13 protein-coding genes are annotated in these 13,023 nt (G+C 61.6%); 1 reads left to right on the top strand and 12 read right to left on the bottom strand.

Annotation, left to right across the window (positions count from 1 at the left end; genetic code table 11):
- Positions 1-34: 34 nt before the first annotated feature.
- The 3 genes from LCQ44_RS07765 to thyA all read right to left on the bottom strand — a co-directional run bounded on the left by LCQ44_RS07765 (position 35) and on the right by thyA (position 2,435).
- Positions 35-949 carry a TrmH family RNA methyltransferase gene (locus tag LCQ44_RS07765; RefSeq protein WP_195503179.1) on the bottom strand — a complete coding sequence of 305 codons (915 nt, stop codon included), beginning with the start codon at positions 947-949 and terminating at the stop codon, positions 35-37.
- A 109-nt stretch (positions 950-1,058) separates the two neighbouring features.
- Positions 1,059-1,577, bottom strand: a complete 519-nt coding sequence (locus LCQ44_RS07760) for a dihydrofolate reductase (RefSeq protein ID WP_225093515.1) — start codon at positions 1,575-1,577, stop codon at positions 1,059-1,061.
- Positions 1,578-1,586: 9 nt separating this feature from the next.
- On the bottom strand, positions 1,587-2,435 hold the full coding sequence (thyA, locus tag LCQ44_RS07755; RefSeq protein ID WP_055309513.1) for a thymidylate synthase: 849 nt from the start codon (positions 2,433-2,435) through the stop codon (positions 1,587-1,589).
- A gap of 218 nt (positions 2,436-2,653) precedes the next feature.
- Here thyA and LCQ44_RS07750 point away from each other — a divergent pair, with 218 nt between their 5' ends.
- Positions 2,654-3,418 carry a DUF134 domain-containing protein gene (locus tag LCQ44_RS07750; RefSeq protein ID WP_225093514.1) on the top strand — a complete coding sequence of 255 codons (765 nt, stop codon included), beginning with the start codon at positions 2,654-2,656 and terminating at the stop codon, positions 3,416-3,418.
- A 116-nt stretch (positions 3,419-3,534) separates the two neighbouring features.
- Here the strand turns inward: LCQ44_RS07750 and ffh are convergent, their stop codons facing one another.
- The 9 genes from ffh to LCQ44_RS07705 all read right to left on the bottom strand — a co-directional run bounded on the left by ffh (position 3,535) and on the right by LCQ44_RS07705 (position 12,983).
- Complete coding sequence (gene ffh, locus LCQ44_RS07745; protein WP_225093513.1) at positions 3,535-5,010, bottom strand: signal recognition particle protein; 1,476 nt, start codon at positions 5,008-5,010, stop codon at positions 3,535-3,537.
- Positions 5,011-5,020: 10 nt separating this feature from the next.
- Entirely contained in the window at positions 5,021-5,938 is a 918-nt protein-coding gene (ftsY, locus tag LCQ44_RS07740) for a signal recognition particle-docking protein FtsY (RefSeq protein ID WP_161145468.1), read from the bottom strand.
- A complete protein-coding gene (smc, locus tag LCQ44_RS07735) occupies positions 5,938-9,474 on the bottom strand; it encodes a chromosome segregation protein SMC (protein WP_225093512.1) in 3,537 nt (1,178 codons plus the stop codon). Before smc ends, ftsY begins: the two co-directional genes overlap by 1 nt.
- A gap of 10 nt (positions 9,475-9,484) precedes the next feature.
- Positions 9,485-10,210 (bottom strand): ribonuclease III, encoded by a 726-nt coding sequence (rnc, locus tag LCQ44_RS07730; RefSeq protein WP_055286400.1) that lies wholly within the window; start codon positions 10,208-10,210, stop codon positions 9,485-9,487.
- Positions 10,211-10,213: 3 nt separating this feature from the next.
- Positions 10,214-10,456, bottom strand: coding sequence for an acyl carrier protein (locus LCQ44_RS07725; RefSeq protein WP_117847660.1), 243 nt, complete (start codon positions 10,454-10,456; stop codon positions 10,214-10,216).
- Positions 10,457-10,580: 124 nt separating this feature from the next.
- Entirely contained in the window at positions 10,581-11,600 is a 1,020-nt protein-coding gene (plsX, locus tag LCQ44_RS07720) for a phosphate acyltransferase PlsX (RefSeq protein ID WP_225093511.1), read from the bottom strand.
- A gap of 87 nt (positions 11,601-11,687) precedes the next feature.
- Positions 11,688-11,867, bottom strand: a complete 180-nt coding sequence (gene rpmF / locus LCQ44_RS07715; protein ID WP_225093510.1) for a 50S ribosomal protein L32 — start codon at positions 11,865-11,867, stop codon at positions 11,688-11,690.
- A 64-nt stretch (positions 11,868-11,931) separates the two neighbouring features.
- Positions 11,932-12,486, bottom strand: coding sequence for a YceD family protein (locus tag LCQ44_RS07710; protein ID WP_225093509.1), 555 nt, complete (start codon positions 12,484-12,486; stop codon positions 11,932-11,934).
- Entirely contained in the window at positions 12,486-12,983 is a 498-nt protein-coding gene (locus LCQ44_RS07705; protein ID WP_022094019.1) for an ATP synthase subunit B family protein, read from the bottom strand. Before LCQ44_RS07705 ends, LCQ44_RS07710 begins: the two co-directional genes overlap by 1 nt.
- Positions 12,984-13,023 lie beyond the last annotated feature (40 nt).

Below are 13,023 nucleotides of genomic sequence, written 5' to 3'. Positions count from 1 at the left end.
CACCCCGAGTCAGAGCCCGGTGCAAACTATCTGCCTAGTGATACAGCCCCGGCTGGTAGTGATACTCGTTGCTCACGTGCGGGCACAGCTGCCAAAAGGCGACGGCACTCGCCGCGGCCACGTTGAGCGAATCGACCCCGTGCGCCATCGGAATGCGCACGGCTCGGTCGCAGCCCGCGATAGTCTTGGCGCCCAGGCCGGCACCCTCGGTGCCCATAAAGATCGCCAGGCGATCAACCTCCTGCAGCGCAGGATCGTCCAGCGAAACGGAGTCGTCCGTCAGCGCCATCGCAGCGCACGAAAAACCGGCTTCGTGCAGTGCCGCCAGGCCATCGTGCGGCCACACACGAGCCTCGCTGCCAATACGCGTCCACGGCACCTGAAACACCGTGCCCATGCTCACGCGGGCCGAGCGACGGTACAGCGGGTCGCAGCACGTCGGACTGACCAAAATACCGTCGACATTGAGCGCGGCGGCCGAGCGGAAAATCGCACCCACGTTCGTGTGGTCGACAATACCCTCGAGCACGCACACGCGCACCGGGCGCTCCCCCGCCGCCTCGACGACGCCACCCAAGAACTCATCAACCGGAATCTGCCGCGGGCGACGAAACGCCGCGAGCGCACCGCGCGTCACGTTAAAGCCCGTCAGCTGCTCCATGAGTTCCATGGAAGCCACGAACACAGGAACCGGACCTGCACCCTCGCGCACAACCAGGCGCTCAAACAGCGGCATCATCTGGTCGAGCCAGCGTTCGCCCAAAAGAAAGCTCACCGGCTCGTATCCGGCACGCACCGCGCGCTCAATAACCTTGGCACTCTCGGCGATAAAGATGCCCTTTTGCGGCTCTAGCACGCAGCGCAGCTCACGCTCGGTCAGTCGCACGTAGGCATCGAGCCGCTCGTCCTCGAGCGAATCAATTCGCAGAACCTCAACGGCATCAGTCATAGCAGCCTGCCCGCACCCTTCTTTACAGCACATCTATACCAAACGAGGCGACGCTAAGCGCCGCCCCATACATTCAATCAACCCGATAATACCGTTCACGCCAGGCGATTTACGCCTCAACGCGACGATACGTCACGAACTCATAATCGACACCCTCGTCGCCCTCGCCCGAGGCAATCGTGGCAACACCGCCACGCCACGCAATCTCCCACGCGGGATCGGCGTCCAAGTCGGGAAAGTACGTGTCCACGACATGCACGCAGTGGTTATGCGTGACCTCGGCCTCGACGCAATACGGCAAAAACTGCCGATACACATCGCCGCCACCGATCACCCATGCAACAGGCTCATAGGCAACCGCGGCGAGCGCTTCGTCAATGCTATGCACCACGTCGACGCCCTCGGGCGCAAAATCCTCGTCGCGCGTGAGTACGATATTGCGGCGGTTCTTGAGCGGACGCCCACCGGGAAAACTCAACAGGGTCTTGCGCCCCATAATAACCGGGCAACCTTTGGTGCACGCCACAAAATGGCGCATGTCGGCGCGATTGGACACCACCATGTCGCCCTCGCACCCAATGCCCCAATCCTCACACACGGCGACGATAGCAGATAGCTTACACGTCATGAGCACCACCTACACCGCAATGGGAATGTTCTTGACCTGCGGGCCGTGCTCATAGCCCTCGACGATCAGGTCATCGGTCGTAAACGCATAGAAGTCATGCACATCGGGGTTGAGCGTTACCTTGGGTGCCGCAAACTGCGGACGCTCGATAAGCTCGCGGACGATATCGACATGACGATCATAGATATGGGCGTCGGCGATCACGTGCAGCAGCTCACCGGGAATCATATCGACCGACTGCGCGACCATCATCAGCAAAATGGCGTACTGGCACACGTTCCAGTTGTTCGCGGCCAAAATGTCCTGGCTGCGCTGGTTGAGAATCATGTTGAGCGTCGGCTTGTCGTCCTGAGGACGCTGCGTCACGTTATAGGTCACGCTATAGGCGCACGGATAAAGGTGCATCTCGGACAGATCGCTAAACACGTACGTATTGGTCATAATGCGGCGACTATACGGCGTGTGCTTAAGGTCGTACAGCACACGGTCCATCTGGTCGAAGTCGCCCTCGGCGTAATGGCTCTTCTGACCAATCTGATAGCCGTAGGCTTTACCGATGGAACCGGTCTCATCGGCCCACTCATCCCAGATATGGCTGTTGAGATCATGCACGTTATTGGACTTCTTTTGATAGATCCACAGAATCTCGTCCATGGCAGACTTAAGCGCCGTACGACGCAGGGTGAGCGCGGGGAACTCCTCGCGCAGATCATAGCGCGCCGTGACACCAAAGTTTTTAATGGTATAGGCAGGGGTGCCGTCCTCCCACACCGGACGGACCTTTTGGCCCTCGGTGGTGGTGCCATGATCCAAGATATCGCGGCACATGGTTACAAACTGCTGATCAGCTTTGCTCATTGACCCTCCTGTCAGTCGCCTATAAGCGAGATTTATTGTAGCCCAGGCGCGCGAGTGTCGAATTGGACACTTAGTCCGGCACACGCAATGCACGGCAGCGCGGCTCCGCAAGCGGCAACGAGGCATCTTAGCCTTTTTCTGACATATGCCAGAAATGCCTTGCGCCCAACGACTAACGCGTTATCCTATTGTTGACATATGTCAGATAAGGAGTGTGCATGGCAGGAAGACGCGAAAAACTGCGCCGCGTCGGGATCATCCCCGAATACCGCGGCTTCACCCCCGATGGCCTGGCCAGCGGTGATGCCATCGACATGACCGTCGACGAGCTTGAGGTGCTGCGCCTGTGCGACCTGGAAGGTCTCAACCAAGAGGCGGTCGCCCAGCAGATGGGCATCGCCCGTGCAACGGTGGCGGCCATTTGCAGCCGCGCGCATCGCAAGGTGGCCGATGCGCTGGTCAACGGACGAGCGCTCGTCATCGAGGGCGGCAATATCGCGTACTCCCCCATCGCCTCGACGACGGCCGCATGGCCAGCAAAGGAGGTCGGCACCATGAGGGTGGCAACGACGTACGACAACGGCAACATCTTTATGCACTTTGGCCGCAGCGAGCAGTTCAAGATCTACGACATTCAGGACGGCAAGGTGCTCAACGAGCAGGTCGTGGGCACCGGCGGCACCGGCCACGGCGCCCTGGCGGGCCTGCTCGCCAACGGCGGTGTGGACACGCTCATCTGCGGCGGCATCGGCGGTGGCGCCATCAACGCGCTTGCCCAAGCCGGCATCACGGTATACGCAGGTGCCCAGGGCAGCTGCGACGCTTGCGTCGAAGCCCTTATTGCCGGCACGCTCGCACAGAACGGCGAGGCCACATGCGGCTGCCACGGCCATGACCACGGCCACGCCCACGAACACGGCGAGTCCTGCAGCTGCCACGACCATCACGAGCACGAGGGCCACGAGGGCTGTGGCTGCCACTAACGGCAAGCATCTCAACGTCAACACGCTTCCGCGCGTGCGACAACCTGCGAACGAACGGCGAAGGCCGCCTGGAATACGATCCAGGCGGCCTTCGCCATACACGACTCAATCAGTCGTTATTTCTTATTGCGCATCTGCGCTTCCATCTGGCGCAGCAGGTCCATATCGGACTTGGGGCCGCCCGTACCCAGGCCGCCCATGCCGCCCAGACCCATAGCGTCCAGGCCAGGGATATTGGGCATGCGCATCTTCTTGCCCTTCTTGCCCTTTTTGCCCTTCTTGCCGCCGGCCTGAGCCTGATTGGCCATCGTGCGCATGCGGCCCATCATCTTGTTCATCTCGCCCCACTGCTTCATAAGGCTATTGACCTCTGTGGGAGTCACGCCGGCGCCCTTGGCAATGCGGGCACGGCGCTGGCCGTTAATGATGGAAGGACGCAGACGCTCCTCCTTGGTCATCGACATGATGATGGCCTCGTTCTTGTCGAAGATGCCCTCGTCCAGGTTGCCGCCCATCTGGTTGAGCGCACGCTGGCCGCCGGGGAGCATGCCCAGGATGCCCTTCATGCCGCCCATCTTCTTGACGGCCTTCATCTGGTCGAGCATGTCATTCATGGTGAAGCCCTCGCGCAGCATGCGCTCGGCGGCCTCGAGCTGCTCGGCATCGGCGGCCTCCTGGGCCTTCTCGATAATGCCGACAACGTCGCCCATACCCAGAATGCGCTTGGCCATACGATCGGGGTAGAACGGCTCAAGCGAATCGGGTTTCTCGCCCATGCTCACGAACTTGATGGGCTTGCCGGTCACCTGGCGCACGGAAAGCGCGCCGCCGCCACGAGCGTCGCCATCGAGCTTGGAGATGATCACGCCGTCAAAGTCGGTGCGCTCGGCGAAGGTCGAGACGACGTTGACGATATCCTGGCCGGTCATGGCATCGACGACCATCAGCACCTGATCGGGCTTGACAGCCTTCTTGATATCCACGGCCTCCTGCATCATCTGCTCGTCGATCTGCAGACGACCGGCGGTATCGACGATGACCACATCGCGCAGGTGGTCGACGGCCTCCTGGATGGCACCCTTGGCAATGTCGACCGGGTGCGCGCCGTCACCGCGGAAGACTGGCACGCCGATCTCGCCACCGAGCGTGGCCAGCTGGTCGGCAGCGGCGGGACGATAGACGTCGCACGCGGCGAGCAGCGGCGAGCGGCCCTGCTTCTTGAGCAGGTAGGCCAGCTTTACGGCCGCCGTGGTCTTACCGGAGCCCTGCAGGCCCACGAGCATGATGACATTGGGAATGCGATTGCTAAAGACGAGCTTGCTCTCGGTTGAGCCAAGCATCTCGGTGAGCTCGTCGAGCACGATCTTGACGACGTTTTGCGCCGGCGACAGCGACTCCATGACCTCAGCGGTCATGCAGCGCTCCTTGGTCTTGGCGACGAACTCCTTGACGACCTTAAAGTTAACGTCGGCCTCGAGCAGTGCCATGCGAATATCGCGCATGGCCGAAGTAATATCGGCCTCGGTCAGCATGCCCTTGCCGCGCAGGCGGTCAAATGTGTCGTTGAGGCGATCGCTCAGGGAATCAAACACTAGTCACTCCTTAATTGGACTCGCCCACCAGGGCGCGGCAGAAATCTTTGGCATTGAACTCCTGCAGGTCATCGACCTGCTCGCCCACGCCCACGCGCAGGATCGGGAGCTTGAGTTTCTCGGCCACGGCCATGGCGATACCGCCCTTAGCCGTGCCGTCGAGCTTAGTCATGATAATACCGTCCAGGCCCAGCGCCTCGTTAAACTCGAGCGCCTGGTTCAGACCGTTTTGACCCGTCGCGGCGTCGATCACAAGCACGACCGAAACCGGCATGGGACCGGCGGCCATATTGGCGGCGCGCTTACGCGTCACGTTAACCACCTTGGCAAGCTCGCGCATGAGCTCAGGGCTCGTGTGCAGACGGCCGGCGGTATCGATAAGCACCAGGTCGCTGCCGCGCTTATCGGCCTCGTCGAGCACGTCATAGCACACGCTCGCCGGATCGGAGCCGCGGTCACGCTTGATAACCGGTACGCCAGCGCGCTGGCCCCACACATCGAGCTGCTCGATAGCGGCGGCGCGGAAGGTGTCGGCCGAACCGATCACCACGTTCTTGCCGCGGGCGGCCATGGCGCTCGCGATCTTGCCGACCGTAGTGGTCTTGCCGGCACCGTTAATGCCCACAAACAGCACGCAGCTCGGCGTATCGGAAAACGGATCGCGCTCGATGGGCACAAAGTGCTGCTCGAGCTGCTCGGCCAGGGCACGACGAAGCTGCGGAGCGGTCTTGAGGTTCTTCTTGGCCGCGGCGTCGCGCAGGTCATCGGAGACCTGAATGGCGATCTCGGCACCCATGTCACCCATGACGAGGGTGTCCTCTAAGTCCTCCCAAAAATCCTCGTCGACCTCGCCGCCAAAGTAAAAGACCTCGTTGAGGGCCTCGCGACTGCGCTCAAGTCCGCGCGAGAGAGCGTCAAAGAATCCCATTATGCATTCACGACCTTTCCGGTTTCGCGATCGAGTTTTTGCGAGACGACGCGACTGACGCCGTCGGCTTGCATCGAGACGCCATAGAGGACGTCAGCGTCCTCCATAGTACGGCGCTGATGCGAAATGACCAAGAGCTGCGTATCGGAACGCAACACATCGAGCGCGCCGATGAGCTTGGACAGGTTGGCGTCATCGAGTGCCGCCTCGACCTCGTCCAGCACATAGAACGGCACCGTGCGCGTGCGGTACACAGCAAAGAGCAGGGCGAGCGCCGTCAGGCTCTTCTCGCCGCCCGACATGAGCATCATCTTGGTGATGCGCTTGCCGCGCGGCTGCGCCACGACCTCGATACCCGTCTCGGCAGGATGCTCGGGATCGGTCATCTCCAGATGAGCCTGGCCGCCCGGGAAGAGCATAGCGAAGATCTCGCGGAAGTTCGCGTCGACCTTCTCAAACGTCACCAGGAACGCCTTGCGCATCTTGCGATCAATGGCCACCGTGATCTTGGTGAGCGCCTTGCGCGCGCTCTCCAAATCGGCCAGCTGCTCCTCGATGTAGTCGGCGCGGCGTTTGAGCTGCTCGTACTCCTCCATGGCAACTTGGTTAACGGGACCAAGGTTGTTGATCTGGCGCACAAGCTGGTTGAGTTCGCGCTCGGCGGCATCGCGGTCCGTGGGCGCCGGAAGCATGAGCGCTTCCTCGAGCACCGTCGTGCCATCGGCGGTAATGGCCTTGATGGCAGCCTCGACCTGCACCTCGAGCTTGCCACGCGCGACCTTGAACTCGTTTTGCGTGGCAGAGGCGGTATCGACTCGCTCCTTAGCGCGGGCAACCTCTGCCTTGGCATCCTCGATGGTCTTCTTGAGCGAAGCGGAGTCCGCCTCCTCCAGAGAGGCCTGGTCACGCAGGCGCGCTGCCCAATCCGACGCGCGTTCCAACAGGGCAGAATAGCGTTCGTGCATGGGATCGACGCGCAGGCGCAGCAGCTCGAGCGAGCGCGAGGCCTGGCGTGTTCCGCGGATACGACGGTCGATGCCCTCAAGACGATGCTCCAGGTCGGGCACGCGGCCCTTCAGCGAACGCAGGCGTTCGCTCGTCTGGGCTAGGCGAACCTTGGCGTCGGCGAGCTTGCCGGCAGCCTCGGAATCGTCACGGCGAACGCGGTCGAGTTCGTCGTTGGCCTCAGAAATCTGCAAGCCCAGATCGCTTGCCTGCGCGCGGGCCTCGTCACGCGAACGGGTGAGCTCGTCAACGCGCGGGCGCGCAGCGCGAACGGCTTCGGAGGCCTGCTCGCGGCGCTTGGAGGTGCGCACGCGCTCGACCTCGGCATTGTTGGCGCTTTGCTCCAAGCGGCCGATCTCGGAAAGCAGCGAGCGGCGCTCGCCCTCAAGACGGGCGATCTCACCGGCGGCATCGCCCTCGGCGGCACGGGCCTCCTCGACGGCAGCGTTGGCCTCAACGACTTGGTCCGAAGCATGCTCAAAGATGGCAGCCAGATCGGGTTCCAGGCCCTCGAGCTCACGGATGCGGCGCTTGCGCTCCAAGGCACCCGAAGCCTCGCCGGCATCAAGCCCCACGCGCACCAGGCCGCCGCAGGCGACGCGGGCGCCATCGGGGGTCACGTAAGTCACGCCTTCAACGACCGGCGCCGACAGCGCGGCAGCAAGATCGTCAACGACGTAATAGCCGCCGAGCAGCGCCTCGACGACGGGTCCGTAGCCTGCGCGCACGGACAGACGATCAACCAGGCGGGTACCGGCAGCGCCCTCAGCGGCGGTAGAGCCGCTCACGCCGCGCGCCACCAGCAGTGCTTCGCCCGAGGCCTTCTTTTGGTCCAGAGCCGCACGACCGGCACGCTCAAGCGTGGCGGCGTCATCAAACAGCAGCGCATCGATATCGCCGGCGAGCAATTGCTCAACCAGGCCCTCAAGCTCGCGCGGGGCCTCCAGCACGTCGCCCAGACGACCCAAGACATCGTCGCCCAGCGCACCCACCAGACGGCTCACGAGCGGCGAGCTGTCGGCCATGCGGGCATCGAGTTTCTTTTGGCTGGCAAGCTCCGAGCGCACCTCGGATAGCTTGTTGCGCGCCTCACTCTCGCGGGCACGCAGGTCCTTCAGGGCCGCGCGTGCCGTCTCGGTGGCCTCACGCGCATCAACCTGAGCCTGGCGCGCTTCCTCAAGAGCGCCCTCAAGCTCCTCGGCGCGGTCGCGACGGCTCTCGAGCGAGGCCATGACCTCCTCGAGCTGCTCGTCAATCTGCTCCAGGCGCGAGGCATACATGTTGTCCTCGACCTCGGCATTGCTCAGCGAGTCCTTCACCTTGGCAAGCTCGAGCGCGGCGTTATCGGCCACGCGCTGCACATCGCGTTGCTCACGCGTAAGCTGCGAAATCTGATTGTCGAGCGCCACGCGCCGCTCGTGGAGCTCAGCGGCGGCAGGACCAGCGGCGTCGACGTCCTCCTGGGCCTGCATGTGCGCACCGGTCACTTCCTCAAGCTGCGCACGCGCGTCCTCGAGCTCCTCGAACACGCGACGTCGCTGATGCTCGGAGCTCGAAATCTGCCCGCGCATGTCAGACAGGCGCGACACCATGTTGTGGCCCTTTTCCTCGAGCAGGCGCATGTCGGAGTTAATGCGGCCGACCACATCTTGCATATGACGGCGCTGCTCGCCCAGGTCGCCCACAAACAGGCCCTTTTCCTCGAGCATGACCTGAAGCTTCTCGAGCTCGCGCTCCTTTTCGCCCAAGCGGTACTGCGCAAGCTCCAGCTCGGCGGCGCCTTCCTTGGAACGGCTCTCCAGGTCGTTCCACTGCGACTGCAGCGAACGCAGCTCGTCGACGGCTAGCATCTGCGTAAGCTCGTTCGCACGCGAGGACAGCTCTTTGTACTTGCGCGCGCGATCGACCTGACGCTCCAACGGTCGCAGCTGACGGGCGATTTCCTTATTGATGTCGCGGGCACGCGTCAGGTGCTCGTCCATCGACTTAATCTTTTTGAGCGCACGCTCCTTGCGGCGCTTGTGCTTGGAGATGCCGGCGGCCTCCTCGATGAGGGCACGGCGCTCCTCAGGGCGGCTCTGCAAGATGGCATCGAGCTTGCCCTGGCTGATGATGGAATGTGTATCCTTGCCCAGGCCCGAATCGTGCAAGATGTCCTGAATGTCCATCAGGCGGCACGGGCTCGAGTTGATGAGGTACTCGCTTTCGCCCGAGCGATACATACGACGGGTGATGGCGACCTCGTCAAAATCGACGGGCAGCATATGGTCCGAGTTATCGAGCACAAGCGTGACCTCGGCGACACCCACCGGCTTGCGCGCTGACGAGCCCGAGAAGATGACATCCTCCATGGCCTGGCCGCGCAGCTGCTTGGCGCTCTGCTCGCCCAGGACCCACAGAATCGAGTCAGAGATGTTCGATTTTCCCGAGCCGTTGGGACCGACGATGACGGTCAGGCCCGGCTCAAACGTCATATGGGCGCGGTCGGCAAACGACTTGAACCCTTTGAGCGTGAGGGACTTGAGATACACGGTTCCTCGCTTACACGTGCTTCTTGTTCAGAATCACGCCGTTGGTGGTGTAACCCATGCGGTCGAGCGCTTCGAGCGCGGCGGCTCCCTCGGCTTCCTTCTTTGAGGAGCCGGAGCCGCGACCCTGACGAATACCATCGATCAACACCACGGCGGTAAAGGTGGGCGCATGCGCCGGGCCCTCGGAGCCAACGAGCTTGTACGCCGGGGGTTCGTGACCGTCGGCTTGCACGCACTCCTGCAAAAACGACTTGGGGTTCGCGGGATGCTCGGCGCGCTCGGAAGCCAAATGCGGCTTAAGCGTACGATGGATAAACTCCGCCGCAACGTCCCAGCCGGCATCCAGGTACAGTGCGCCCACGAGCGACTCGTAGACGTTCTCGAGCGCCGAATGCAGGCCGCGCGCACCGGTACCGGTCTCGGAGGCACCAAAGATGATGATGTCGTCGATGCCCAGCTCGTGAGAAACCTCGGACAGCGTAGCGCCCGAGACAAGCGACACCTTCAGGCGCGTGAGCTTGCCCTCGTCAAACTCAGGATAGGACTCAAACAGGGAGCGTGCGACCACAGCACCCAAAATGGAATCGCCCAAGAACTCAAGGCGCTCATAGCTGGCAGAAACCGGCTGGCCCTCGACTGCCGAGGGATGCGTAAGGGCCGCGCGCAGCAGCACCTTATTATTGAACTCGTGCCCCAGGATTTCCTGGGCACGCGTAAGTCGTTCGGATAAAGCCAAGACCTAGGCCTCCCTGGCGTTTTCGATCGCGTCGACGGCGTCGGCGACAGAGTTGAGCGAGAGTAGGGTCTCGTCATCGATCTCGAGGTTGAACTCGTCCTCGATAGCCGTAACCAGCTGCAGGCGCTCGAGCGAGTTGGCATCGAGGTCGTCAAAGGTGGTCTCCTCGCTAATTTCGGCAACATCGACGCCCAGAACGTCAGCAGCGACCTCGGCGATCTTGTCGAAGATTTCGGAGCGGTCCATAGCGCTTCCTCTCATAGTGCATGAATACCAAAAGAATGGTACCGCCCGGGCGGTACCAAGACACGGTTCTGATTCTACCCCACGACGTGCACCGCGAAGCACATAACAGCGCTCTAACTCGCTCTTATAAAACGATACCGTCCATAGAGTTGGCGACATTCTCGACCAGCCCGGCGCGCACGGCTTCGGCCGCCGCGAGCGCACCGTTTTTGACAGCCTCGACCGAGGTGGCACCATGGCCGATCAGGACCACGCCGCGCAGGCCCAAAAGAATCGCGCCGCCCTTGGCGTCGCCCGAAAGTTTGGCTTTAATCTCGCGCATCTGCTTTTTGATGAGCAGCGCGGCAATCTTGGTGCCGAGCGAAGACATAAAGACACCCTTGAGCTCCTGCAGCAAAAACTTGGCAGCGCCCTCGGTGGCCTTGAGCGCAATATTGCCCGACATACCATCGGCAACGACGACATCGAAGTTGCCTGAGGTGAGGTCGGTGCCCTCGCAGTTACCAACAAAGCCGGGAACGGCGGCCTTCATAGCAGGGAAACAGGCCTTGGTAAAGTTAGAACCCTTCTCGTCCTCGGCGCCGTTGGCAAGCAGACCGACGCGGGGATGCTCGATGCCCAGGACGACGCGGGCATAGGCGCTGCCCATCTGGGCAAAACGCACCATATCGTCAACCTCGACATCGGGGTTGGCACCCATGTCGCACAGCACCGTCAGACCGCCGGCGCGATTGGGCAGCGCATTGGTCAGACAGGGGCGCACCGGCTGCTTCTTGCCTTCGGCCTGATACCTAAACGGCGTCACGTAGGCGGTGGCAGCGGCGGTCATGGCACCGGTCGAGCCGGCGGAGAAGAACGCATCCGCGTTGCCCTTCTTAATGGCGCGGCAAGAAAGCACGATCGACGACTTACGCTTGGTCATCACGGCGCGAATGGGATCGTCATCCATGGCGATAACGTCAGGTGCCTCAAGGGCCTCAACACGTGCATGGGAAGCTGCAAAGGGATTGACGATTTCGGCCGGGCCAGTCGCCAAGACCTCGATATCGGGATCGGCGGCAAGCGCAGCCTCGATACCATCGAGAACAACCTGAGGTTTCTCGTCTCCGCCCACAACGTCTACACAAACGCGAACGTTACTCATATACATGCTCCTTATACAAAAATGGCCGACTCATTGAGCCGGCCATTGTGGTTCCATTTGGAACGGCATCGCATCCAGAGTATACCGTTACTCGATAACGATAACCTCGCGGTCCTTGTAGAAACCGCAGCTGGGGCACACGTGGTGCGGAAGCTTGACAGCGCCGCAACGGGGGCACGTGGACTGAGCCGCAGCCGAGATCTTCATGTTGGCGGAACGACGGGTGTGAGTGCGGATACGACCCTGCTTTTGTTTAGGTACGGGCATAGTGACCTTCCTTATGAACTATCCAGTGTGGCGATTACGCGCAAGTAGCGATACTACCACAGTTTTACTCATCAAGCTTGAGATTCTTCAATGCTGCAAATGGATTTTCCGTGGCAGCGGCCCATTCTGCCTCTGCCTGGGCGGCGCAATCGCATTGCTCGACGTTGAGATTGCAACCGCATGTGGGGCACAGACCACGGCAATCGGGCTTGCAGAGCACCACAAACGGCGTGTCCATAACGACCGCGTCATTGATGGGCTCACCCAGATCGACGATACGGTCCTCACCCAGGAGCTCGTAGCCGTCCTCGTAGGCCTCGGGATCCTCGGGCTCATCAAAGAGGTAGAACTCCTCAATCTCACCGGCAATATCAAACGAAGCGGGCTCCAGGCAACGGTCGCACTCGCCAGTGGCGTGCGCGCGGACCATACCGGTGAGCAAGACACCGGTACCGGCATTGGTAAAGACAACGTCGTAGTCGATGCCGTCCTGAAGCTGGTACTCCTTCTCGCCCACCGTGTAGGTGGCGACATCGACCTTACCGGTCAGCGGATACGAATCTCCAGGAAACTCGAGCTGCTCGGAAAGATCGACGGTAACGCTCGGGAACTCAGCCATTACCACTGACCATTCTGCTGGGCGGCACCCTCGTTAAGCTGCTGGCGACAACGGGTGACGGTGCCGGTCAGGCTCTTGAGGTTCTCCTCGAGGTGCGTAAAGACCTGCTCGGCGTAATCCTCGGCAGCATAGCGCGTCTCACGCTCATACTGCTGGGCGCGGTCGCGGATATCGTCGGCCTGCTGCTGCGCTAAGCGGACGATCTCCTGCTCACCGGCAATGGTGAGGGCCTGCTGCTGAGCATCGGCGATGATGGAATCGGCCTGAGCGGCGGCGGAAGCCATAAGCTCCTCGCGCTCCTTGAGGATACGGCGGGACTTCTGCCATTCCTCGGGATAGCTCATGCGAATCTCGTCGAGGATGTTAAAGAAGACGTCGGCGTCGATAACCTTCATCTGGGCGTTCTTGCCGAACGGCGTCTTAGCCTCTTCGATGAGCCCCTCGAGCTCGTCGACAAGACTCACGATCCTGTCGCCAGGAAAATTCTCGCCCGGCATCCGGTCTCCTTTCATAGGTAACATATCATCGTGTTAGTTT

This window comes from Collinsella aerofaciens (genome assembly GCF_020181355.1).
In the GTDB taxonomy this organism is placed as follows: domain Bacteria; phylum Actinomycetota; class Coriobacteriia; order Coriobacteriales; family Coriobacteriaceae; genus Collinsella.
The sequence above is the reverse complement of the archived record's forward strand: the minus strand, read 5'-3'. Positions and strand labels throughout refer to the sequence as shown.

What these genes read in the sequence shown, in the direction of transcription:
- LCQ44_RS07710 (WP_225093509.1), bottom strand. Translation starts at nt 12,486, where the DNA reads ATGGCTGAGTTCCCGAGCGTTACCGTCGATCTTTCCGAGCAGCTCGAG.
- LCQ44_RS07765 (WP_195503179.1), bottom strand. Translation starts at nt 949, where the DNA reads ATGACTGATGCCGTTGAGGTTCTGCGAATTGATTCGCTCGAGGACGAG.
- LCQ44_RS07705 (WP_022094019.1), bottom strand. Translation starts at nt 12,983, where the DNA reads ATGCCGGGCGAGAATTTTCCTGGCGACAGGATCGTGAGTCTTGTCGAC.
- LCQ44_RS07725 (WP_117847660.1), bottom strand. Translation starts at nt 10,456, where the DNA reads ATGGACCGCTCCGAAATCTTCGACAAGATCGCCGAGGTCGCTGCTGAC.
- ftsY (WP_161145468.1), bottom strand. Translation starts at nt 5,938, where the DNA reads ATGGGATTCTTTGACGCTCTCTCGCGCGGACTTGAGCGCAGTCGCGAG.
- LCQ44_RS07750 (WP_225093514.1), top strand. Translation starts at nt 2,654, where the DNA reads ATGGCAGGAAGACGCGAAAAACTGCGCCGCGTCGGGATCATCCCCGAA.
- LCQ44_RS07760 (WP_225093515.1), bottom strand. Translation starts at nt 1,577, where the DNA reads ATGACGTGTAAGCTATCTGCTATCGTCGCCGTGTGTGAGGATTGGGGC.
- rpmF (WP_225093510.1), bottom strand. Translation starts at nt 11,867, where the DNA reads ATGCCCGTACCTAAACAAAAGCAGGGTCGTATCCGCACTCACACCCGT.
- plsX (WP_225093511.1), bottom strand. Translation starts at nt 11,600, where the DNA reads ATGAGTAACGTTCGCGTTTGTGTAGACGTTGTGGGCGGAGACGAGAAA.
- thyA (WP_055309513.1), bottom strand. Translation starts at nt 2,435, where the DNA reads ATGAGCAAAGCTGATCAGCAGTTTGTAACCATGTGCCGCGATATCTTG.